Genomic DNA, 21,903 nt, shown 5'->3' on the forward strand with positions numbered 1-21,903 from the left:
AAAATACTATCTTTACCCACTAAACGTTTTAAGAACTTAAGTCGCGTTAACCGTGACACTACATATATATCATGGCATGTACAAGTTGCTCAACCTCAGATGGCGGTGCGCCAAAAGGTTGTAAGAATAATGGCACCTGCGGCACAGACAGCTGCAATAAACTCACAATTTTTGACTGGTTGTCAAACATGAGCCTTCCCAATGGTGAAGCGCCTTTCGACTGTGTTGAGGTTCGATTCAAGAACGGAAGAAAGGAATTTTACAGAAATACCGAAAAAATCACGCTCAGCATCGGCGATATTGTCGCGACTGAAGCTTCTCCGGGGCACGACATCGGAATCGTCACTTTAACGGGCGAACTCGTGAAAATCCAGATGAAGAAAAAGGTACGAACCACAAAAATACCGATATTCCGAAAATCTACAGAAAAGCATCCCAGAAAGACATCGATATCTGGTCGAATGCCAGAGATAAAGAGGAACCGATGAAGGTGCGTGCGCGTGAACTCGCCATTGCACAGAAACTGGAAATGAAGATTTCTGATATTGAATTCACAGGGCGATGGATCAAAGGCGACATTTTATTATACCGCGAATGACCGTGTTGATTTTCGTTTATTGATTAAAGATTTTGCAAAGGAATTCAGCACCAGGATTGAAATGAAGCAGGTCGGTTTCCGTCAGGAAGCTTCCCGTCTGGGCGGAATTGGCTCTTGCGGCAGAGAACTTTGCTGTTCGACATGGCTGACGGATTTCCGCAGCGTGAATACATCAGCGGCGCGTTACCAGCAATTGTCGCTGAACCCGCAAAAGCTGGCCGGGCAATGCGGAAAATTGAAGTGCTGCCTCAATTACGAACTCGACACTTACATGGATGCGTTGCAGGGATTTCCTGATTTCGACACCAAATTACAGACCGAAAAAGGAATGGCTGTATGCCAGAAACAGGATATTTTTAAAGGCCTGATGTGGTTCGCTTACACCGATAATTTCGCCAACTGGCATGTTTTGAAAATCGAGCAGGTGAAGGAAATCATCGCCGAAAACAAACAAAAAAACAAAGTTTCTTCGCTCGAAGATTATGCTCTGGATGTTCCGGCAACTGAAGAAAAAGATTTCAACAATGCGATGGGCCAGGAAAGCTTAACGCGTTTTGACCAGCCGAAGAAAAAGAAAAGACCGAATAAAAACGCAAGCCTGAAGGTCGCGAAGGAGCAGAAGCACGTCTGCCGCGCGAAGGCAACCGTCCTGCAATCGAAGGAAAATCAGCGCAGGAAAACCGTCCGCCACGTGATAACAATCGCCCACAAGGCGAAAGCAGAAACCGTGAGAATCGCCCACCGCGTGAGAATCGTCCGCAAGGCGAAAATCAAAATCGTGAAAACCGTCCGCCACGCGATGACAACCGCCCGCAAGGTGAAAACCAAAACCGAGAGAACAGGCCGCAAGGCGAAGGACAACATCAAAATCGCAACCGCAATAACCGCAACCGCGACAAGCGACGCGACAACCGTCCGCAAGGCGAGAATAAACCAACAGACAATAAAATAACACCGGTTAAAAAAGATGAACCTAAAGCATAGTTTGTTTTTTATTGGCATTGCCGTTCTTTTGTTTTCATGCGACAAAAAGCGTGTTTTCGACGAATACAAATCGGTTGGCAGCGGCTGGAAAAAGACAGCGTGGCCACTTTTACGTTCAGGCAGGAAGACACGATAAAGCCTTATAATCTGTTCGTTAACATTCGGGATAACAGTGATTACCAGTTCAATAATCTGTTCCTGATTGTGTCGCTTGAACAACCCGGAGGCCTTACACATGTTGATACTTTACAGTATGAAATGGCGAATGCCGACGGGACTTTAATGGGCGAAGGCTTTTCCGACACCAAAGAGAACAAGCTTTTCTATAAAGAAAAAATGAAATTTCCGAAAAAGGGAGATTATAAAGTGCACATCCAGCAGGCAGTTCGGCAAACCGGAAAAATTCCGGGCGTGACAGAACTCGAAGGCATTACAGAAGTAGGTTTCAGGATAGAATCAATAGAATAAATTATGGCTGTTAAAATCAAAAATCAGATACAAAAAAGAATCAGGTTAAGGACATCCAGTATTACAAAAGGAAATTCTGGCGCGTTTTCGGTTATACACTCGGCGGCGCTTTTGTGTTCTTTCTGCTGATTTCATGGGGCGTGTTCGGGTCGATGCCTTCATTTGAGGAACTTGAAAATCCGAATTCGAATTTAGCTACTGAAGTGATTTCTGCAGATAATGTCGTCATCGGTAAATTTTACAACGAAAACCGTTCGCCGGTCAAATTTTCAGAATTGCCTAAACATCTGGTTGAAGCATTGGTTTCCACTGAAGATGAACGCTTTTACGAACATTCGGGAATCGACGGACGCCGTACCATAGGTGCCGCGATGCGTTTAGGTTCTAACGGAGGCGCAAGTACACTAACACAGCAATTGGCGAAATTATTATTCCACGGAGAAGGTTCAAAATTCCTTCCATTGCGTATGATCCAAAAGGCAAAAGAATGGATCATCGCCGTTCGCCTCGAAAAACAATACACCAAAAACGAAATCATCGCGATGTACTTCAATAAAGCCGATTTCGTCAATACCGCGGTCGGCATCAAATCGGCAGCAAAAGTATATTTCGGTAAAGAACCTAAAGATCTAACCATTGACGAAAGCGCAATGCTCGTCGGAATGCTCACAAATCCCGCAGCTTTCAACCCGGTAAGACGACCAGAAAAAGTCCTTAAAAGAAGAAATGTCGTACTGAACCAAATCGTCCGCAATGGCAAATTAGACAAAGCACAGGAAGAAAAATTAGCGAAAGAGCCAATCGTATTGCATTTTCACCCGGAAAGCCATAAAGACGGAATTGCAACTTATTTCCGTGAATACCTGCGCGATTTCATGAAAACATGGGCCAAGGAAAATAAAAAACCGGATGGCAGCGATTATGATATTTACACCGACGGACTAAAAATCTACACCACCATCGATTCAAGGATGCAGGGTTATGCTGAAGAAGCCGTTTCTGCGCACATGAAAAACCTTCAGGAAGAATTTTTCGCACAGCAAAAAGACAATAAAAACGCACCATTTATAAAACTCAACGACGAAGAGACGAACAAGCTCATGGAAGCAGGTAAAAACTCTGACCGTTGGCGCATCATGAAATCTGAAGACAAATCGGATGAAGATATCGAAAAATCGTTTGATGTAAAAACCAAAATGACCGTCTTCACCTGGAACGGCGAACGCGATACCATCATGACGCCAAACGATTCCATCCGTTATTACAAACATTTCCTCCAAACGGGCGTCATGTCGATGGAACCGCAAACCGGTTATGTAAAAGTCTGGGTCGGCGGCATCAATTACAAGCATTTCCAATACGATCACGTAGGCCAGGGAGCACGTCAGGTTGGCTCAACATTTAAGCCTTTCGTTTACGCTACGGCGATTGAACAACTCGGAATGTCGCCATGCGATACCATCATCGATTCACCGTTCACGATTCCCGAAGGACGACACCATGTCACCAAAACATGGACGCCGACAAACTCCAACGGAAAATACATGGGAATGGTCACTTTAAAATACGCACTTGCCAATTCCATCAACACGGTTTCCGCCAAATTGATTGACAAAGTCGGTCCAGAAGCGGTAATCGAGTTAACCCATAAATTAGGCGTACAATCTGATATCCCGGCGCAACCATCAATCGCATTGGGCGCCGTAGAAATCACCGTAGAAGACATGGTCGCTGCCTACAGCACATTCGCCAACGAAGGCGTCTACATCAAGCCGCAGGTGATCATGAGAATCGAAGATAAGAACGGCGTGGTGTTGTACAAAACCGCACAGGAATCGCACGATGTACTTAACAAAGACATCGCTTTCGCCGTTATTAAATTGCTTGAAGGCGTTACAGAATCCGGTTCCGCAGCCGCTTGCGCACACAAGGCGGCGGCAACGGCTACAACCGCGTGACCGGTTATCCATACGTCTTCAAAAATCCTATTGCCGGAAAAACCGGAACTACGCAGAACCAGTCAGATGGTTGGTTTGTAGGCATGGTGCCGAATCTGGCGACTGGTGTCTGGGTCGGCAATGAAGACCGCTCGGCGCATTTCAAGGGTATTACCTACGGCCAGGGCGCGACCGCTGCCTTGCCAATCTGGGCGATGTTCATGAAAAATGCTACGGCGACAGCTCGCTGAATGTATCGATGGAAGACTTCAAGCGACCGGCAAATCTCGCAATAAAAGTCGATTGTTACCAGCGCATCCGCGATACGACTTCGACAGATTCACTCCAAAACGAACAAAGTACAGACGATTTTGAGTTTTAGAAGCTATTTCCCGCTTTCCACTTCTATCTTTTGCCGCCTGGCAGCAGGCGGCAAAAGGATAACCGTTGCGATCGGGGCTAGGGCCGAGAATTTCTTTTAAATCCTGATTCCCAAATAACGAATTTATGATCAACAAAAAAGTAAACAACGTCAAAGAAGCGCTCAACGGCATCGAAGACAACTTTACCATCATGCTCGGCGGTTTCGGCCTTTGCGGCATTCCCGAGAACAGCATCAACGAATTGGTAAAAAAAGGCAATAAAAACCTCACCTGCATTTCCAACAATGCCGGCGTTGACGATTTTGGCCTCGGATTGCTTTTACAGCAAAAACAAATCAAGAAAATGGTTTCTTCCTACGTAGGTGAAAATGCAGAATTTGAACGCCAGATGCTTTCCGGAGAACTCGACGTTGAGCTCATCCCGCAAGGCACATTAGCAGAAAGATGCCGCGCCGCACAAGCAGGAATCCCTGCATTCTTCACACCGGCAGGTTACGGGACAGAAGTCGCAGAAGGCAAAGAAGCACGCGAATTCAACGGTAAAATGCACGTCATGGAGCACGCTTTCAAAGCCGATTTTGCCATCGTAAAAGCTTGGAAAGGCGATACAGCAGGAAATCTAATATTTAAAGGAACGGCTCGTAATTTCAATCCATGCATGTGTGGCGCAGCAAAAATCACCGTCGCCGAAGTAGAAGAATTGGTTGAAGCCGGTACTTTAGACCCGAATCAGGTGCACATTCCGGGCATCCTCGTCAACAGGATTTTCCAAGGCGAGAAATATGAAAAACGCATCGAGCAACGCACCGTGAGATTAAAAAAATAACTATATATTTGGCGGCATTTTAATCTCAGACTTAAAACTATCGTATGAAAAAAATAATACTATTATTGGCAGTTTCATCATTTTTATTTTCGTGCAGCGGTAACGATGACGGCAATTCCTGCGGGAAGCTTTTGGGTTTTAACATCACCCAGGAAAACGAAAAACTAAACATTACACTTACATCAGACGGCACTTCTGAGCCATTGTATTATGAATTGTCTTACCAACAATCAGGCATTGGCGATAATCCGGACAACGGTCAAAGAATTACATTAAATTCATTGTCTGAATCAATCGCATTTACAGATTTTCTGGTTCCGGACAATCCTATGTTTTTTTTGTGAGGCCGGTCTGCGACGCCAGTCATACCGGGAAATGGTCTGCTGCAAAAACTTTACTGATAAATGACTTTTGTAATCTTCCTAAAGATCCGCAATTTGGATTTAGTGGTGTGCAGACAGAATTCAAATGGGACCTTAATGTTTTTGAAAGCAACACTTCTTATTACCAGGTCGAGTATGGTCTGGAGGGATTTTCGTTAGGCAACGGCACAAGAACGAATCTTAATAATAATTATTACAGCGGCATGTCGCTCCAAGCCGGTCAAATCTATGATTTTTATGTAAGGTCATACTGCAACAGTTCTTTAGGCTGGAGCTCATGGGTTTGCCCAATCACGCATCTCTCTGTAGGTAACCAGAATTTATGCCTTCCGCCAACGAGTGTAAATTATGAGGTTCAATCCATTTCAGGAAGTTATGCTACCATAAATTTTCAATGGGATTCTAATGGTGAAAACACCTCTGAATATGCGTTGGTCGGTCATAATGAAACGCCCACAACAGCAACAATCCATACCATTGCTGCAGGAACAGGAACTCCAACTTACCCTACAGTTTACAGATATAGTGATTACGATTTTTGCGTACGCAACATTTGTCAGGACGGAAGCCGTACGGCATGGACAAGGAAATTGGTTGACCTGTAAATCATAAATCTTATGGCATTAGCAAAAGAAGAAATTGCACAACGCATTGCAAAAGAAGTAAAAAATGGTTATTTCGTGAACCTCGGCATCGGGATTCCGACTTTGGTCGCCAATTATATTCCTGAAGGTATCGATGTTGATTTTCAAAGTGAAAATGGCGTACTCGGCATGGTGCCCGTTTCCGTTTGAAGGCGAAGAAGATGCCGACATCATCAATGCAGGAAAGCAAACCATTACGACATTACCGGGCGCATCATTTTTCGATTCTGCCTTCAGTTTCGGAATGATCCGTGGCCAGCACGTAGATTTAACGATACTCGGCGCTATGGAAGTCGCTGAAAACGGCGACATCGCCAACTGGAAAATTCCGGGCAAAATGGTAAAAGGAATGGGCGGCGCGATGGATCTGGTCGCTTCCGCGGAAAATATCATCGTCGCTATGATGCACGTCAACAAAGCCGGAGAATCTAAAATATTAAAAAGATGTACGCTGCCATTAACAGGCGTTGGCTGCGTCAAAAAAGTAGTTACCGAACTTGCTGTGATGGAAATCACGCCAAAGGGTTTCAAACTGCTCGAACGCGCACCGGGTGTTTCTGTTGAACATATTATTGCATCAACAGAAGCCGAATTAATTATAGAAGGCAATATTCCTGAAATGACAATCTGAGGGAAATTCCAATAAAAGAAATCCCAAATTCCACTCGTTCTAGAATTGGAATTTGGGATTTTTCATTTTGGGATCTAACCTTAAACCCCGAATTGCGTCAAGTGATGATCCAGGTGAATGCCGAGTAAACTTCCCCATTCCGCGTCAGTCATCAATCCAAAAAACGGATGTTTTTTATTGGCGACTGCATCCGGGCTTTTTTGCCAAAGGTTTCGATTTGGTCTGCTAAAACTTTTCTCTCGGTTTCAAATTCAGGCGTCGCTTCAATCTTAAATTTCGGATGTGTTGGAGAATTCTTCGAAAAGCCCAGATTTTTAAGGAAGCCGTTTTTCGCCATTTTCCCAAATAAAAACCCGAGTAATCCCTTCTTCAATGGAAGTGCGCCTGTAGCAACATTGTGCGGCTGCTGGCAATGCCATAACATTTGTGAAACGTTCATTTTCCCCATGAGGGCTGCGATTGTGGCGTTAATTTTTCTAATCTCGCGAGCAATTCGCTGTTGTATTGTGTGTCAAAAATTGATTTCATGTTTTTAAATATTTATTTTGAAGCGCAGTGCTGATTATAAAAATTTACAATATTTTCAAAATCCCCTTTTTTAAATTCACCATTTTCTACTTTTTCCTGTATTTGAGGACAGTCGGAGAAATAACTTTCGACAACTTTTTTGAATCCAATTTTTGGAATATATCCGTAGGCAACAAAATACTGACCGATTTTATCCGTAGTCCTTTTGATGTGAAATGTCGATGTAGACCTGAATCCCATTCCGTTATAGCTTGAAATATATTCGGCATATAGTTTTAAAAAACCATCATTTATAACAGTGAGCAGTAAAGGCTTTTCCTGGTAATCAACATAAACATATCCGTACTTCAGCGCTTCATTTTTGCTGTTTATGACAATTGCTGAAGTGGCAGTATTATAATCATATTTTATTGTCTCTGAATTTTCGTTTTCTTTAAATTTGAAAGAAGTTGCCGTCACCTTTAAGAGGCCGGATAAAATTTTTCCGTTGTTCAACGTAATTGTGCCTTTATCTTTTTGGCAATAGGACTGTAGTGAAATTAGTATCGTAAATACCAATGTTATGTATTTCATAAGGTATTTGGTGTTAAATAATGTCTTGATTTTCAGTCACTCGCAAACGAACTTTTATCACTTAAAAAAACCAGCTTGCAACCATAATCGCCGCAATCACGCAAATCAAATCGACCAATAGCATGGCGCCAAGTGTATAACGCGTGTTCTTCACATTGATTGATCCGAAATAAACCGCAATCACATAAAAAGTCGTTTCGGCACTGCACTGGAAGATGCAAACGAGCCTTCCGGTGAGCGAATTCGGCCCGAAATTACGCATCGCATCAATCATAAATCCACGCGATCCGCTTGAACTGAAAGGGCGCAGCATCGCTACCGGCAATGAATCGGTGATTTCCTTACTGACGCCAATCTGTGAAAATCCAAATGAAATCCAGTTGCTGATGATTTCAAATAATCCGCTGTTGCGGAAGAAGAAATCGCGACAAGCATTCCCAAAACATAAGGAAATATCTTGACGCCGGTATTCAAGCCATTTTGTGCTCCGGTTACGAATGCATCGAAAATCGTCGTTTGTTTTTCCGTAAATTTCTTCTCCTGAATAAAAGCGTAAATGAGTGTAAAAGCAATAATCGCAATCAGCATCAATCCGGAAAGATTAGAGGTAAAAATGTTTTTTCCAATGATATCAAGATGATTGATATACAGCATCAATCCGGTAATAGCGCCAATTAAAACCATCAATGAAAGTACCAATGATGCACTTTTGAAATTAATCCGTTGTCTTATTCCCACGACTAAAAATGCCGCAATCGTTCCAATAAACGAAGTGATGATACAAGGCAGCATCACATCGGCTGGATTGGCGGCGTTTTCGGCTGCGCGGTAGCCAATGATAGAGGTTGGAATGAGCGTTAATCCCGCAGCGTGCAGGCACAGGAACATGATTTGTGCATCGCTGGCGCGGTCTTTATCGGGATTTAATTCCTGTAAACTTTCCATCGCTTTGAGTCCGAATGGCGTTGCGGCAGAATCGAGCCCAAGGAAATTCGCAGCAAAATTCAGCGTCATATACGAAATCGACTCATGATTTTTCGGGATGCTCGGAAATACTTTTACAAAAACCGGACTCAATTTCTTTGCCAGTTTTTCTGAAGCGCCGGAATCGATAAGCAGTTGCATCAATCCGCAAAAGAAAGCAAGATAGGCGATTAAGGGTAAAATGATATCAAAAAGCGTGCTTTTACAAGTCGGCAACAACCCATCCGATTTCTGCACGCCGCTGTAAACTTTTACGGTTTTGTTTTTGTAGACATAAGTCGTATCCGGATCGGCTTTTACATTATTGATCACAACGGTTTTTTCAGCGACTTTGTCAACGATTTTTTCCGGTGTTTTGTCGATGCTGTCTTTTACAAATAACGGCAATTGGTTCAGGTATTTTTCACAGACGAGCATTGGGTCGTCTTTCTTTCCATTCAGAATATAATCAACAGAATAGCGGTCTGCCGTAAATAATCCGATGACAATAAACGCAATCGAAGAGATAAAAATCACGAGCCAGAATCTGCTTAATACCATAAAAGTTGTTTTTGGTAAATGTAGCATTTATAGTTTTCAGGCGAAAAAAAATCGGCGTCTTTTTGATGTCGGTCATTTCCCGAACCCAAATTAAGCTAATTCGCAGAAGTTAAAGCTGTTAAAAATAAAAACCATGCTTCGTTTTTATTCGTATCAATAACACGAATGGCAATCAAATGGTTATATTTGGCGAATTTTAAATCCATCTCTCAATTGAAAAATAATATAAGAATAAAGTTGGCCATTTCAGCCCTGTTCATCGTAACGGTTTCAGGAATTTATGCCCAAAATGCAAAGGATGTTGCAATAATCACTAAAGATTACGACATGGCGGCTTTACAGCGCATGGAAAAATTCTATGCGAAAAAAGCACAAACCGAAAAGGCAAAAGCAATTGCTGCAGCAAAAAAGAACAACTGGCCGGTTTTCAAAACCAATGCCGACGGTTCTGTAGATGAGCTGATGAAATTAACGCCAGATGGTTTTCCGTTGTATTATTCGGTCAGTAATGTCAATGCGGCGATTTCAACCAGAGCCAACATCCTGCAAAGCATTTATGGACTGCTTGGCGAAGGAATGGTTGCCAGGATCTGGGATGGCGGAAAAGTAAGGGCTTCTCACCAAGAATTTACTACGAACAGGGTAAGTGTCATCGACGATGTCGCCTGGGCCTACAGATAATAATTTCCATTCAACGCACGTTACCGGAACTGTTGTTGCAGGCGGAGCTGATCCGGAAGCAAAAGGCATGGCGCCAATGGCAACCGCAAGAACTTTCAACTGGACTAACGATACATCCGAAGCTTTATCAGAAGTACAGGGCGGTATGTTGCTGTCTAATCATTCTTATGGTGTTCCGTCAACCAGTGCTCCCGATTGGTATATGGGCGCTTATACCGATGAAGCAAGAGATTGGGATGAAATCGCGTATGCATCGCCATATTACCTGATGGTGGCTTCAGCCGGAAACAACGGACAAGATGCCAACCCGAGCCCGACAACACAAGGATATGATAAATTAACCGGAAATAAAGTCTCAAAGAACAATCTTGTCGTGGCCAATGCCCAGGATGCCAATATCGACGCTTCGGGCAACCTGATTTCTGTAGCCATAAATACCACAAGCAGCCAGGGCCTGCTGACGATATGAGAATTAAGCCGGATATTACCGGCAACGGAACCAATTTATATTCTTCTTTAGAATCCAGCGACAGCGCTTACGGTAATTTGACCGGAACTTCAATGGCTTCTCCGAATGTAATGGGAACTTTACTGCTTTTACAACAACATTTCAAAAATAAAACCCAACATTTTATGAAAGCGGCGACTTTAAAAGCACTGGCTTGTCATACAGCCGATGATGCCGGAAATGTTCGTTCCGGATGCGATTTTTGGCTGGGGATTGCTCAATGGTAAGAAAGCTGCCGAAACAATCACACAAAACGGATTGAGCTCGATAATTTCCGAAGAATCGCTTGCCCAGGGACAGACTTATACAATCAACGTTCAGGCAAGCGGGACTGAACCTTTGCAGGCAACAATTGCATGGACAGATGTTCCCGGTGCGTTGTCAAACGGAACATTGAATGCCAATACACCCGCACTCGTCAACGACCTCGATTTGCGCATCACAAAAGGCGCCAATACTTATTACCCTTGGCGATTAAGAGCAAATGCTGCTTTCAACGCAGTTGCAAATGGAGACGATAACGTCGATAATATTGAAAAAGTCGCCGTAAACAATGCTTCGGGTAATTATACAATTACTGTAACGCACAAAGGCACTTTGGTAAACGGTGCCCAGCCATTTTCATTGATTGTAACCGGAGCGCAGTCTAATTTTGCCATAACCTCGCAGTCTGCTGATAAAATTGTATGCAGTAATGAGACACCGGCGTATGTATTTAATTATGTGACGACGACTTCAGAAGTTACAAATTTTACAGCCATTGGAGCACCTGCGGGCGCAACAGTTACTTTCAGCGCGAATTCGGCAACTTCACAAGGTACGATTACCATGACGCTTTCAGGTTTACAGAATGTGGCGCCGGGTTCATACACTATCGGATTCAAAGGCACAAATTCTACCGAAAGTGAAATCGAAAACGTCAACCTGCAGGTTTTTAACAACACCTACGCTGATTTAACACTGACCGCCCCTGCCAATCATCAGGAAGGTTTGTCGACAACAACACTTCTCGATTGGGATGCGTATGTGAATGCGCAACAATACCGCATTCAGATAGCGACTGATTTTTCATTCACTAATATCATTACTGACCAGGTTATCCAGGACAGTAAATTTATAGCGTCGAACTTGCTTGCCGCGACACATTATTACTGGAGGGTTTTGCCTAAAAATTTGTGTGGTGAAGCGACTTCGAACACCATTTTTCAATTTGATACCGGTAACCAAACCTGCCAGAATGTATTCACGGCGACAGATTTCTCAGATGCACTAATTGGAGATACAGAAGGCGCCTCAGCTTCAGTGCCGATTGTCGTTACAGGAAATATGAATGTCGGCAGCCTGACAGTCGATTTGGATATTTCCCACACATATATTGAAGATTTTACAGTTTATCTCGAAGGCCCAGGCGGCTATCGGCAGTCCGAAAGTGATCCTTTTCCAACAACCTTGTGGCGATAATGATGATATTATTTGCACGGTAAGTGATAGCGGAAATCCATACACCTGTGGGTCTGAACCCGGAATTTCAGGCATTGTTTTACCGGATGAGCCGCTCAGCAATTTCAACAACTTGCCAGCCAACGGGACATGGACTTTGCGTGTTTTTGATGCTTACAATGGCGATGGCGGATTCATTAACGCGGTCAGCCTGAATTTTTGCAATGTGGTTTCGGCCAATCTGAATCTGGGTGTAGCAGATGATATGATTGCGAAAGTTTCAGTATATCCGAATCCGGCAAATAGCGTTATCAATGTAAGCCTGCCTGAAAATACAGGAGGTACAGTTTTGCAACTTTTCGATATTCAGGGAAGAAGCATTTTGATAAAAACAACCAACAACAGCAATGAGACACTTGCAGTTGAAAACCTTCAGGAAGGACTTTACCTGTTGGCGATTGATAACGGACAGTATAAAACCACCAAAAAAGTTATCATCAGAAGATAAAATTTAACCAGGAAATCAAGGCTATTTCGAAAGTCTTGATTCCTGGTTATTTTTAAACATGTAGTATTTCTTCTTCAATCAGTAAATCTTCGCGTCGCAATCGCAAGAAAACCTGAGCAACTGCAATAACATCTTTTTCGCAGTAAGTGATGATGCGGTCGATGTCTTTTTCTACATAATAGACATAACCCACCTGACTGCCGTCGATATCGCCTTTTGAGGATGGAATCCCGAGGATTTTCGTCAGTAATTTCAATGAAGTAAAGTGTTTGTAATCGCCAAATTTCCATAATTCCAAAGTATCCAAATGCGGAATTTCCCAAGGTTTTTTTCCAAAAAGATTGAGTTTTTCGGGTAATTTCACCTGATTGATAATCATTCGTCGGGCCATAAACGGGATGTCAAATTCCTTTGCATTATGTCCGCACAAAATGTGTTGCGGATGGTTGAAATGGTTGTTCAATAAAGAATTGAAATCAGTAAGGATTTTCTTTTCCTCACCAAAAAAGGAAGTCACGCGAAAATTACGGATGTCGCCTTTTATCACAAAATATCCGGCAGAAATGCAGACGATTTTTCCGAATTCTGCCCAAATTCCCGCACGTTCATAAAAATCTTCAGGCGAATATTCATCGCGGCGCTGGTACTGCGTTTTAAGCTCCCAAAGTTGTCGGGTCTCTTCGTCGAGCTGGTTGTAATTTTCTGTTTCCGGAACGGTTTCAATGTCCAGAAACAGGATGTTTCCGAGGTTTAATTTTTCTATCATGGCGTGTATTTAAAAGTTACTGTTTTGGCGTATTCTCGTCTAATCCGGCTTTTTTTGCTGGTTCAGCATTTTGTAAGTTTCGTCGAGATAAATATAAAAATCATCGCTGTGCGGGTTTCCGGTTGTGCTTCTCTTCACCATATTTCCGAGTCTTACAATAATCAATTTATCTTCGGGAACCACAATTACATACTGGCCCAAATGGCCGCGCATATAAAATATTTTTTTGCCTTTATAATTGCAAAGCCACCAGCCGTAACCATATTGTGGCGATTCGGCAAATCTCGGCCTGGTTGATTTGGCGATGAATGTGCTGTCGAGCAGTTGTTGCCCGTTCCATTTCCCGCTCTGTAAATACAATTTTCCGAAACGTGCAAAATCTCTTGCGTTGCTGGCGATACAGCAGTAAGCTTTTACGAGGCCGTCTTTGTGGTCGGTTTGCCAAAGCGCGCCATTTTCAAATCCCATTGGCTGCCAGAATTCTTTTGCCACGTAAGCAGCAAGATTTTCGCCGGTCGCTTTCTGGATGACCATTGCTAAGAGTTGCGTATTGCCGCTTTTGTATTCGTATTTTTCGCCGGGATTGGAAATGCCTTTTAGATTAAGGATAATTTTTTCGAGATTGGTATCGAAATAAGCGCGCGTCGTAACCGAAAACGGACTATAATACGACTCATCCCAGTCAATTCCAGACGCCATCGAAGACAAATCACCAACAGTCATTGTTGCCGTTTTTCCTTCTTTAAATTCCGGGTAAAAATCACTTACGAGTTGGTCAAGATTTTTGATTTTGCCTTCCATGATTGCTTTTCCCAAAGCTGCCGAAACGACGCTTTTCGCCATTGAAAACGAATTTGATTTGGAATCTTTTCCATAACCATCATAATAACTTTCGTTCCAGATGCTGTCATTTTTAATGATAACGAAAGCAATCGAGCCGATTTCTTTGTGCAAAGCCTCGAGTTTTTCAGTTGGTTTTACAGCATTGTAATCTTTCGCAATTGCCCATGGCTGCGGATTAGTGCTTTTAGGGATTTCGCGGTTTTCGAAATATTTATAATCGTCAAGAAAAAGCTGTTACATGTCCGTTGAAATAAATTGTCCTGACGGCGGTGATGAGGTAATCTACGTTGAAAACATATAGCAATAGGATCAGAAAACTCAACGTTACAACAAACCGAAATAACAATCTTTTCAGGAACTTCATATTTTAAGATTTAAGTTTTTTCTTCATCACTAACGAACCCATCGCGTTCATTTTAATGACCAATTTGTCTTTAGTCAGGCTGATGATTTCAAACTGAATGGGTTTTCCCTCGCGCGAAGTAGCCAGGATGATTTTCGGATTTGCTTTAGAAAAATTCCACTTTGTCGTTTCCGATTTCCCCATGATTGTAATGGTCAAATCGGTCGACGTGAACATAAACGTTAAATTCGATAAGACGACCTGTGCTTTTCTTAAGGTTTCTTCATCTGCCTTTTCTTTTTCATAGATATCAGCGTAAGTCCAGGTGCCGAGAATTAATTTCGAATTGCTTTGTGCTGCCGCATTAAGACTGATAAAACAAACAACAATGAACAGGAAATGCCTCATAACTAAAATAAGCTTTGCTGATTGGACGGTGTTTCGTGTTCCAAAAGCCATTTCTTGCGCCACAAACCGCCGGCATAACCGGTCAGCGAACCGTCAGTTCCGATGACGCGGTGACACGGAACAACAATCCAGAGCGGGTTTTTTCCATTGGCGGAAGCGACGGCGCGAATGGCTTTCACATCGCCTAATTTTTTAGACAAATCGAGATAAGACATGGTTTTTCCAAACGGAATTTCGAGCAGGCTTTTCCAGACTTTTTGTTGGAATTCAGTTCCTGACGGATTCGTTGCGAAAGTGAAATCCTGTCTTTTTCCGTCGAAATATTCGTTGAGTTGGGAAACGGCTTCTGTTAGTGTTTCCGGGATTTCCGAAGAAATTTCCATCGCATCGCTTGTGATTGAAATAACCGAAATACCATTCTCATCACCTGAAATTTTGGTGATGCCCAAAGGCGAATTGATAAAAGCGGTTTCCATGTTTTAAAGATAACATAAGAAAATTACAAATCCCAAATTATAAATTCCAAATAAATGACAATTTTTTAAATTTCAATCCTTTGCGTTTTCAAAATTGGAATTTAAAAAATTGTGGCTTATTTGTTTTTTGGAAATTATGATTTGGGATTTACTTCGAATTACTCAAAATATAAGCTTCAAGTGCTTTCAGTTCTTCATCAGTGAAATTTTTGGTAACGGCAAAATTGGTTTTCATCGTGGCATACATCGCCGGGTCGACGATTGGATATGATTCTTCTTTCAGGAAAGACACGATTTGACCGTTCTTGCCTTTATACATCTTCGCAATTTCCTGAATACCCTGCCCGATGATTTTCTTGTTGGTTTGGTGACAGGAGTAGCAATTGCCTTTTCCGTCGAAGATTTCCTGTCCGAGTTGTTCGGGCGTTTGAGCTGTTTCGGTAGTTGGATACAAATCGTCTTTTTTGGCTTCTTTCTTACAGGCAAAGCAAGACAAAATGATCACAAGGAGATAGATTTTTTTCACTGTAATATTTTTTAAACCATTAAGGAATTAAGAAAAATTAAGCTTTAATGGTTTTTAAATTTTTATTTGTTCAAAAGTGCCGCCGCTTCCTTGGCAAAATAAGTCGAAATGATGTTCGCGCCCGCCCGTTTTATGCAATACAACTGCTCAATCATGATCTTGTCGTGGTCCAGCCAGCCTTTTTCTGCAGCGGCTTTGATCATTGCATATTCGCCCGAAACATGATAGACTGCCACCGGAACATGAACCGCATTTTTGACCTCGCGAACGATGTCCAGGTAAGCAATTCCGGGTTTCACCATTACGATATCAGCACCTTCGGCAACGTCGTCGAGCGTCTCGCGAATGGCTTCGATGCGGTTGGCGTAATCCATTTGGTAGGTTTTTTTGTCTTTCGGAATATTGGTCGCATCAACTGGCGCAGAATCCAAAGCATCGCGGAAAGGCCCGTAAAATGCCGACGCATATTTGGCGCTGTAACTCATGATCCCAACGTTGTGATGTCCGTTTTCTTCCAGTGCCTTGCGAATGGCGTAAACGCGACCGTCCATCATGTCGGATGGTGCAACAAAATCAGCGCCGGCTTCTGCATGGCTCAAGCTCATTAATGTCAATGCGTCGACGGTTGCGTCGTTGATGATTTGTCCTTTTTCGATAATGCCGTCGTGGCCGTAGACCGAATATGGGTCGAGCGCTACGTCAGGCATCACAATCATTTCCGGAACGGCGTCTTTGATGGCACGGATGGTTTGCTGCATCAGTCCGTTTTGTTCCAGGCTTCTTTTCCGGTGTTGTCTTTGAGGTTTTCGCTGACTTTTACATAAATATTAACGGCGCGGATGCCCAAATCCCAGGCTTCTTTGACTTCTTTTATCGTGTTGTCGAGCGAATGGCGGTAAATTCCGGTCATGGATGGAATTGGGATTCTGACGTCTTTTCCTTCTGCGACGAACATCGGCAGCATGAAATCCTGCGGACTTAACGACGTTTCGCGGACTAAACTTCTGATGGATTCGTTGGTGCGTAATCTTCTGTTTCTGTTGAACATATTTTTTATTTTTTTAACCATTAAGAGATTAAGAAAATTAAGGCTTAATGAATCTTAATCTCTTAATGGTTTGATTTCAAACTAAACCCAGTCAATCGGATTTTCTAATATCTGTATTAATTTTTCTTCTTCGCTTCCCGGTTCCGGATGATGGTCGTAAACCCATTGCACATGCGGCGGTAAACTCATCAGAATACTTTCTATTCGTCCGTTGGTTTTGAGGCCGAATAATGTTCCTTTGTCATGTACGAGATTGAATTCGACATAACGGCCGCGACGGATTTCCTGCCAGTTTTTATTTTCTGAAGTGTAAGGCAAATCTTTTCTTCGGTCTAAAATCGGAATGTAAGCTTGAAGAAAACTATTGCCGATTTCAGTAACGAAATCATACCAGTTTTCCATTGTCATTTCGGGCGTGGCTTTGCAGTAATCGAAGAATAACCCGCCAATGCCGCGGGCTTCATTGCGGTGTGCATTCCAGAAATAGGCATCGCATTGTTTTTTATATTTCGGATAGAATTCCGGATTGTGTTTGTCGCAGGCGGTTTTACAGGTTTGATGAAAATGTGTTGCGTCTTCTTCAAACAAATAATAAGGCGTTAAATCCTGACCGCCGCCGAACCATTGCTGGATGATTGCTCTGGTTTCGTCATACATTTCAAAATAGCGCCAATTCGCATGAACAGTCGGTGCCATTGGGTTTTTGGGGTGAATGACGAGACTCAATCCGCAGGCAAAAAAATCAGATTCGCCAACATTGAACATTTTCTGCATCGCTTCGGGTAATTTTCCGTGAACGGCAGAGATATTTACACCGCCTTTTTCAATCACGGCTCCGTTTTCGATGACGCGTGTCCTTCCGCCGCCACCTTCTGGTCGTGTCCAAATGTCTTCGCGGAATTTTGCACTTCCGTCGGATTTTCTAGCCCGGCGACAATTATATCTTGTAATGTCTGTATGTATTGGTAGAATTTATCTTTCATTGTAATCTTTTTTAAGCAATCCGAAATACACGATGTCCTCTAAAACACCATATCCGCTTTTGAATTCCTCGCGTAAAATACCTTCCTGCTGAAAGCCGTGTTTGGTTGCGATGCGCTGGCTTCCTTTGTTGATGAGCGAAGTGCAGATGAAAACTTTATTCATGTTCAATTCGCCGAAACAAAAGTCAAGTGTTTGTGAGACGGCTTTCGAAATAATCCCTTTTCCTTCGAATTCACTATCGATGAAATAAGCCAATTCGCATTTAAAAATCGATTTGTTGATGTTTTTGATGCAGACGTAACCGATTAAATTTCCGGTTTCGGTATTTCTCAGGTAAAAATAATAACCTTCACCGCTTTCTTCCTTTTCGATATTTTCTCCTAAAAATTGGAGTGTTTTTTCAAATGACGCACAATTGTCTACCGTAACCGGAAATGTCTTTTCGATATGCCTTTTGTTCTTCCGGATCAAATTGTAAAATTCTTCAGGCAGAATGTCGGTTAATCGTTCGGTTTTCCAGTTTTCGAATGCCATAATTTATCGTTTTACTGCAGCGATTTTATTGAAAATATCAAACGAAAAAGTCTTGCTTTCAGATTGAATGTAATTGTAAATCGCGACTGCTTTTTCGCTTAAATCAACTTTATTCTCAGGCAGTTTTTCGGATAGAAGCACCAAAAAATCCGCAAATTTTTCCGCATTGGCGAAATCAAAATGCAGTTTTTCAAGATGTTTAATTATTGCTTCAGTTGAAAATTGCGAGAGTGATTCAGTGTTTAATGCCAGACTTTTCAGGATTTCATCCAACTCGGAATTCCCGTTTTCGGGAATATAATCGAGACCAACCAGCCTTTTCAGGATGTTGTTGATGCGTTCGTTCTCTTCGTCGCGAAGTCCTTTGGTCAGTGGCATCTTTTATTCTTTTTTTAGAAAAATATCCCCGTCAGGATTTTCTATGATTCTTGTGATATAGCCGGGCTTTGAAAATTCAGCCTTGAACCCTGGACATTCGTGAATGCATCCGCCGAAGGCCCTGTAACATAATAATGACCGGTAGAGTCAGTATATTGCAAAGTTTCGTCATTAATAGCTTTGTAGGCAACGCTGTCTAAAACGATGTTGGTTTCGCTTTCATAAATATGGCCTTCGCCCACGCGCGAGCCTTCACAACCGGCGATTGAGGCGCACAATAGTAATATGAAAACAATATTTTTCACTATTTGTATTCTTTCACGGCGTCAATAAAGGCCTTCGCATGGTCAACCGGAATATTTGGCAAAATGCCATGCCCTAAATTCACGATATATTTGTCTTTTCCGAATTCGTCAATCATCTGGTGCACCATTTTTTTGATGGTCGGAATTGGAGATAACAAACGCGATGGATCGAAATTTCCTTGCAATGTGATATTTCCTCCTGATAAGTAACGCGCATTTCTTGGCGAGCAAGTCCAGTCAACACCAAGCGCCGAAGCTTTGCTTTTTCCCATTTCATTCAGCGCGAACCAACAGCCTTTTCCGAATACAATCACATGCGTTTCCGAAGCAAGTGCTTCAACAATCTGGTTGATATATTTCCATGAAAATTCCTGATAATCGACCGGTGACAGCATCCCGCCCAGGAATCAAAAACCTGAACGGCATTCACGCCATTTTCAACTTTTTTCTTCAGATAAGCAATCGTAGTGTCGGTGATTTTCTGCAACAAAACGTGTGCGGCTTCGGGATGTGTAAAGCAAAATCCTTTCGCGGTATCGAAGCTTTTTGAGCCTTTTCCTTCTACGGCATAACAAAAGATTGTCCATGGCGAACCGGCGAAACCAATCAACGGGACTTCGTCGTTGAGCATTTCTTTGGTCAGTTTTATCGCGTCCATGACATAGCCCAAAGTCTCGTCGATATTCGGAACAATCACTTTTTCGACATCTTGCGGCGTGCGGATCGGGTTTGGTAAAAACGGACCGACGCTTTCTTTCATCAAAACCTCAATGCCCATCGCCTGCGGAACCACAAGGATATCAGAAAATAAAATGGCGGCATCCGGCGCAATCCTGCGGATTGGCTGGACGGTGATTTCTGACGCCAATTCAGGCGTCTGGCAACGCGTGAAAAAATCGTATTTGTCGCGCAGGGCGATGAATTCAGGCAAATATCTTCCCGCCTGGCGCATCATCCAGACTGGCGGGCGTTCTACGGTTTCTCCTCTTAATGCTTTTAGAAATAAGTCGTTTTTGATCATTTTTGTTTTGTTTTTTACCATGAAGGCACTAAGACGCAAAGGCGCTAATTTTTGTAATGGTTTATGGTTTGGATAATCACGTTTTCAACGCTGGGCTGGTTGGCGATTATGATATTTTTGGTGATATTTTCGAGTGCTTTTGCGGTGGTTTTTCCGATGCAGAAGCAGGTTTGGTTTTCGATTTTGTTGTCTTGTAAATAACTTTCAACGCCGGACGGACTGAAAAACAAAATGCCGTCAATATTTGCATTGATTTTATTCTGAATTAAAATCGTCTCATAAACTTCGGTTTCATTGAAATTTACTTTTGCAGATGTCAGCAATTCCGGAGTTCTTCACGTCGTAAATTTCCACAGAAAAAAGTAAAACTTTCAGAAACATAATGAGTTGTAATGATTTTCGCCAAAGAAGCGGCATCATTTGCAATTTCCTGAACCGTAAATCCGAAAGTATCGAGCAAATCTGCAGTTTTTTCACCTACACAAAAAACCGGATTGCGCCGTATTTCCTGAACGTTCGGATGATCCGCAACAGCTTTTACAGCATTTTGGCTCGTAAAAATCAGATTGTCATTGATGTTTGAGAACGTAAAATCTGTATTTTGAATTGCAATATAATCGGCTTCAACAACTGCAATTCCCGCATTCAGCAAATATTGCCTTTGGTTCGGCTGCAGCTTTTTTGTCGACAGTACGCGCATCATTTGTTCAAATCTTTTCGGATTTTGTCCATCACGCGTTCGCCTCCATTTTCAAGGATTTCAAGTGCACATTCTTTCCCGAAAGATTTGTAATGGTCTAAATTCGCCGTTTTTTCAATTTGCACTTTGTCTTTTCCGTCAAGCGAAATAACGCACCTTCGAACCTGATTTTATCATCGATGATTGAAGCCAAAGCCCCAATTGGTGCGGTACAGCCGCCTTCAAGGGTTTTGAGGAAATCGCGTTCGATTTGTGTACAAATTTCTGTATGAAAGTGATTCAGTTTTGATAAAGCTTCACGACAAAAATCGTCTTTTTGCATCGCCACGACAACCATCGCGCCTTGCGCCGGTGCCGGAATCATCCATTCCAAATCAAGATGGTTTTCGGGTTTCAGGTTGAGTCGTTCGAGTCCGGCAGCCGCGAAAACAGCGCCATTCCAGTCGTTATCCTGAAGTTTTTGCAATCTTGTATTGACGTTTCCGCGCAAATCAACAACATTGTGGTGCGGAAAACGGTTCAGCCATCGTGCCTGACGGCGAAGGCTTCCGGTTGCAATCGTTCCTGAATCATGTAAAAAATCTAAATTATTTTTGAAGACGAGGATGTCTTTTTCACTGGCTCGTTCCAAAACCGCGGCCTGAACAATTCCGATTGGCAAAGCCGTCGGGACATCTTTCATCGAATGCACAGCAATATCGACTTGCCCGCTGATCATCGCAACGTCGAGCGTTTTGGTGAAAATCCCGGTGATGCCGAGTTCGTATAAAGGTTTGTCGAGAATGAGGTCGCCGGGTAGATTTTACCGCAACAATTTCAGTAGAATAGCCTAAATCATTGAGTTTTTTTTCGACGGTATGCGCCTGCCAGAGTGCGAGTTCGCTGTCGCGCGTGCCGATTCGGATTGTTTTTTGGTTTACCATCGATTTTTGTTAAACCATTAAGGAATTAAGGT

At 42.7% G+C, this 21,903-nt stretch carries 17 protein-coding genes and 11 pseudogenes; 12 read left to right on the forward strand and 16 right to left on the reverse strand.

The annotated features are described in order from the left end of the window. Positions 1 to 71: 71 nt before the first annotated feature. The 7 genes and pseudogenes from ACSLFW_RS03855 to ACSLFW_RS03885 form a co-directional block, all read left to right on the forward strand. Positions 72 to 1,175 (forward strand): annotated as a pseudogene (locus ACSLFW_RS03855) (PSP1 domain-containing protein); the annotation flags it as partial. A 390-nt stretch (positions 1,176 to 1,565) separates the two neighbouring features. Next, positions 1,566 to 2,050: pseudogene (locus ACSLFW_RS03860) on the forward strand (gliding motility lipoprotein GldH). Between the two features lie 53 nt (positions 2,051 to 2,103). Then, positions 2,104 to 4,369: pseudogene (locus ACSLFW_RS03865) on the forward strand (penicillin-binding protein 1A). A gap of 125 nt (positions 4,370 to 4,494) precedes the next feature. After that, the gene (locus tag ACSLFW_RS03870; RefSeq protein WP_436554721.1) at positions 4,495 to 5,196 is read left to right on the forward strand and encodes a CoA transferase subunit A; all 702 of its coding nucleotides are present in this window, start codon (positions 4,495 to 4,497) and stop codon (positions 5,194 to 5,196) included. A 44-nt stretch (positions 5,197 to 5,240) separates the two neighbouring features. Next, positions 5,241 to 5,540, forward strand: a complete 300-nt coding sequence (locus ACSLFW_RS03875; protein ID WP_436554722.1) for a hypothetical protein — start codon at positions 5,241 to 5,243, stop codon at positions 5,538 to 5,540. Further along, positions 5,537 to 6,184, forward strand: coding sequence for a hypothetical protein (locus ACSLFW_RS03880; RefSeq protein WP_436554723.1), 648 nt, complete (start codon positions 5,537 to 5,539; stop codon positions 6,182 to 6,184). Before ACSLFW_RS03875 ends, ACSLFW_RS03880 begins: the two co-directional genes overlap by 4 nt. 12 nt (positions 6,185 to 6,196) lie before the next feature. Then, positions 6,197 to 6,854, forward strand: a pseudogene (locus tag ACSLFW_RS03885) (CoA transferase subunit B). Positions 6,855 to 7,005: 151 nt separating this feature from the next. On the opposite strand, the gene ACSLFW_RS03890 reads toward ACSLFW_RS03885, so the two are convergent. From ACSLFW_RS03890 to ACSLFW_RS03900, 3 genes and pseudogenes are all read right to left on the reverse strand, one after another. Then, entirely contained in the window at positions 7,006 to 7,293 is a 288-nt protein-coding gene (locus tag ACSLFW_RS03890) for a hypothetical protein (RefSeq protein WP_436554724.1), read from the reverse strand. A gap of 101 nt (positions 7,294 to 7,394) precedes the next feature. Then, on the reverse strand, positions 7,395 to 7,955 hold the full coding sequence (locus ACSLFW_RS03895) for a hypothetical protein (RefSeq protein ID WP_436554725.1): 561 nt from the start codon (positions 7,953 to 7,955) through the stop codon (positions 7,395 to 7,397). A 61-nt stretch (positions 7,956 to 8,016) separates the two neighbouring features. Continuing rightward, a pseudogene (locus ACSLFW_RS03900) lies at positions 8,017 to 9,479 on the reverse strand (nucleoside recognition domain-containing protein). A gap of 213 nt (positions 9,480 to 9,692) precedes the next feature. On the opposite strand from ACSLFW_RS03900, the gene ACSLFW_RS03905 reads away from it, so the two are divergent. Genes ACSLFW_RS03905 through ACSLFW_RS03925 form a run of 5 tightly spaced genes read left to right on the forward strand, consistent with a single transcriptional unit; the run spans position 9,693 to position 12,616 of the window. Then, positions 9,693 to 10,160: a hypothetical protein gene (locus tag ACSLFW_RS03905; RefSeq protein ID WP_436554726.1), complete on the forward strand. Its 468-nt coding sequence runs from the start codon at positions 9,693 to 9,695 to the stop codon at positions 10,158 to 10,160. Further along, positions 10,126 to 10,629, forward strand: a complete 504-nt coding sequence (locus tag ACSLFW_RS03910; RefSeq protein ID WP_436554727.1) for a S8 family serine peptidase — start codon at positions 10,126 to 10,128, stop codon at positions 10,627 to 10,629. The genes ACSLFW_RS03905 and ACSLFW_RS03910 overlap by 35 nt, the downstream gene beginning before the upstream one ends. Next, positions 10,626 to 10,895 carry a S8 family serine peptidase gene (locus ACSLFW_RS03915; protein ID WP_436554728.1) on the forward strand — a complete coding sequence of 90 codons (270 nt, stop codon included), beginning with the start codon at positions 10,626 to 10,628 and terminating at the stop codon, positions 10,893 to 10,895. The genes ACSLFW_RS03910 and ACSLFW_RS03915 overlap by 4 nt, the downstream gene beginning before the upstream one ends. Beyond that, the gene (locus ACSLFW_RS03920; protein ID WP_436554729.1) at positions 10,849 to 12,129 is read left to right on the forward strand and encodes a hypothetical protein; all 1,281 of its coding nucleotides are present in this window, start codon (positions 10,849 to 10,851) and stop codon (positions 12,127 to 12,129) included. Before ACSLFW_RS03915 ends, ACSLFW_RS03920 begins: the two co-directional genes overlap by 47 nt. Continuing rightward, positions 12,098 to 12,616, forward strand: coding sequence for a T9SS type A sorting domain-containing protein (locus ACSLFW_RS03925; protein WP_436554730.1), 519 nt, complete (start codon positions 12,098 to 12,100; stop codon positions 12,614 to 12,616). Before ACSLFW_RS03920 ends, ACSLFW_RS03925 begins: the two co-directional genes overlap by 32 nt. Before the next feature lie 52 nt (positions 12,617 to 12,668). Here the strand turns inward: ACSLFW_RS03925 and ACSLFW_RS03930 are convergent, their stop codons facing one another. The 13 genes and pseudogenes from ACSLFW_RS03930 to hemC all read right to left on the reverse strand — a co-directional run bounded on the left by ACSLFW_RS03930 (position 12,669) and on the right by hemC (position 21,871). Continuing rightward, entirely contained in the window at positions 12,669 to 13,382 is a 714-nt protein-coding gene (locus ACSLFW_RS03930) for a 3'-5' exonuclease (RefSeq protein WP_436554731.1), read from the reverse strand. 39 nt (positions 13,383 to 13,421) lie between these two features. Continuing rightward, positions 13,422 to 14,589, reverse strand: a pseudogene (locus ACSLFW_RS03935) (serine hydrolase domain-containing protein). 3 nt (positions 14,590 to 14,592) lie between these two features. Beyond that, complete coding sequence (locus ACSLFW_RS03940; RefSeq protein WP_436554732.1) at positions 14,593 to 14,976, reverse strand: hypothetical protein; 384 nt, start codon at positions 14,974 to 14,976, stop codon at positions 14,593 to 14,595. Positions 14,977 to 14,978: 2 nt separating this feature from the next. Next, positions 14,979 to 15,452 carry a methylated-DNA--[protein]-cysteine S-methyltransferase gene (locus ACSLFW_RS03945; protein WP_436554733.1) on the reverse strand — a complete coding sequence of 158 codons (474 nt, stop codon included), beginning with the start codon at positions 15,450 to 15,452 and terminating at the stop codon, positions 14,979 to 14,981. 148 nt (positions 15,453 to 15,600) lie between these two features. Next, complete coding sequence (locus ACSLFW_RS03950; RefSeq protein ID WP_436554734.1) at positions 15,601 to 15,978, reverse strand: c-type cytochrome; 378 nt, start codon at positions 15,976 to 15,978, stop codon at positions 15,601 to 15,603. A 62-nt stretch (positions 15,979 to 16,040) separates the two neighbouring features. After that, positions 16,041 to 17,026, reverse strand: a pseudogene (hemB, locus tag ACSLFW_RS03955) (porphobilinogen synthase). Positions 17,027 to 17,107: 81 nt separating this feature from the next. Next, positions 17,108 to 18,009 (reverse strand): annotated as a pseudogene (hemF, locus tag ACSLFW_RS03960) (oxygen-dependent coproporphyrinogen oxidase). After that, complete coding sequence (locus ACSLFW_RS03965; RefSeq protein ID WP_436554735.1) at positions 17,999 to 18,544, reverse strand: GNAT family N-acetyltransferase; 546 nt, start codon at positions 18,542 to 18,544, stop codon at positions 17,999 to 18,001. Before ACSLFW_RS03965 ends, hemF begins: the two are co-directional and overlap by 11 nt. Positions 18,545 to 18,547: 3 nt before the next feature. Next, the gene (locus ACSLFW_RS03970; protein WP_436554736.1) at positions 18,548 to 18,922 is read right to left on the reverse strand and encodes a hypothetical protein; all 375 of its coding nucleotides are present in this window, start codon (positions 18,920 to 18,922) and stop codon (positions 18,548 to 18,550) included. A 41-nt stretch (positions 18,923 to 18,963) separates the two neighbouring features. Next, positions 18,964 to 19,227 (reverse strand): hypothetical protein, encoded by a 264-nt coding sequence (locus tag ACSLFW_RS03975; protein ID WP_436554737.1) that lies wholly within the window; start codon positions 19,225 to 19,227, stop codon positions 18,964 to 18,966. After that, a pseudogene (gene hemE / locus ACSLFW_RS03980) lies at positions 19,227 to 20,269 on the reverse strand (uroporphyrinogen decarboxylase). Before hemE ends, ACSLFW_RS03975 begins: the two are co-directional and overlap by 1 nt. Before the next feature lie 23 nt (positions 20,270 to 20,292). Continuing rightward, positions 20,293 to 20,951 (reverse strand): annotated as a pseudogene (locus tag ACSLFW_RS03985) (uroporphyrinogen-III synthase). Next, a pseudogene (gene hemC, locus ACSLFW_RS03990) lies at positions 20,948 to 21,871 on the reverse strand (hydroxymethylbilane synthase). The pseudogenes ACSLFW_RS03985 and hemC overlap by 4 nt, the downstream one beginning before the upstream one ends. Between the last annotated feature and the right edge of the window lie 32 nt (positions 21,872 to 21,903).

Origin of the sequence: Flavobacterium sp. 3HN19-14 (assembly GCF_051373205.1) — a bacterium.
In the GTDB taxonomy this organism is placed as follows: Bacteria; Bacteroidota; Bacteroidia; order Flavobacteriales; family Flavobacteriaceae; genus Flavobacterium.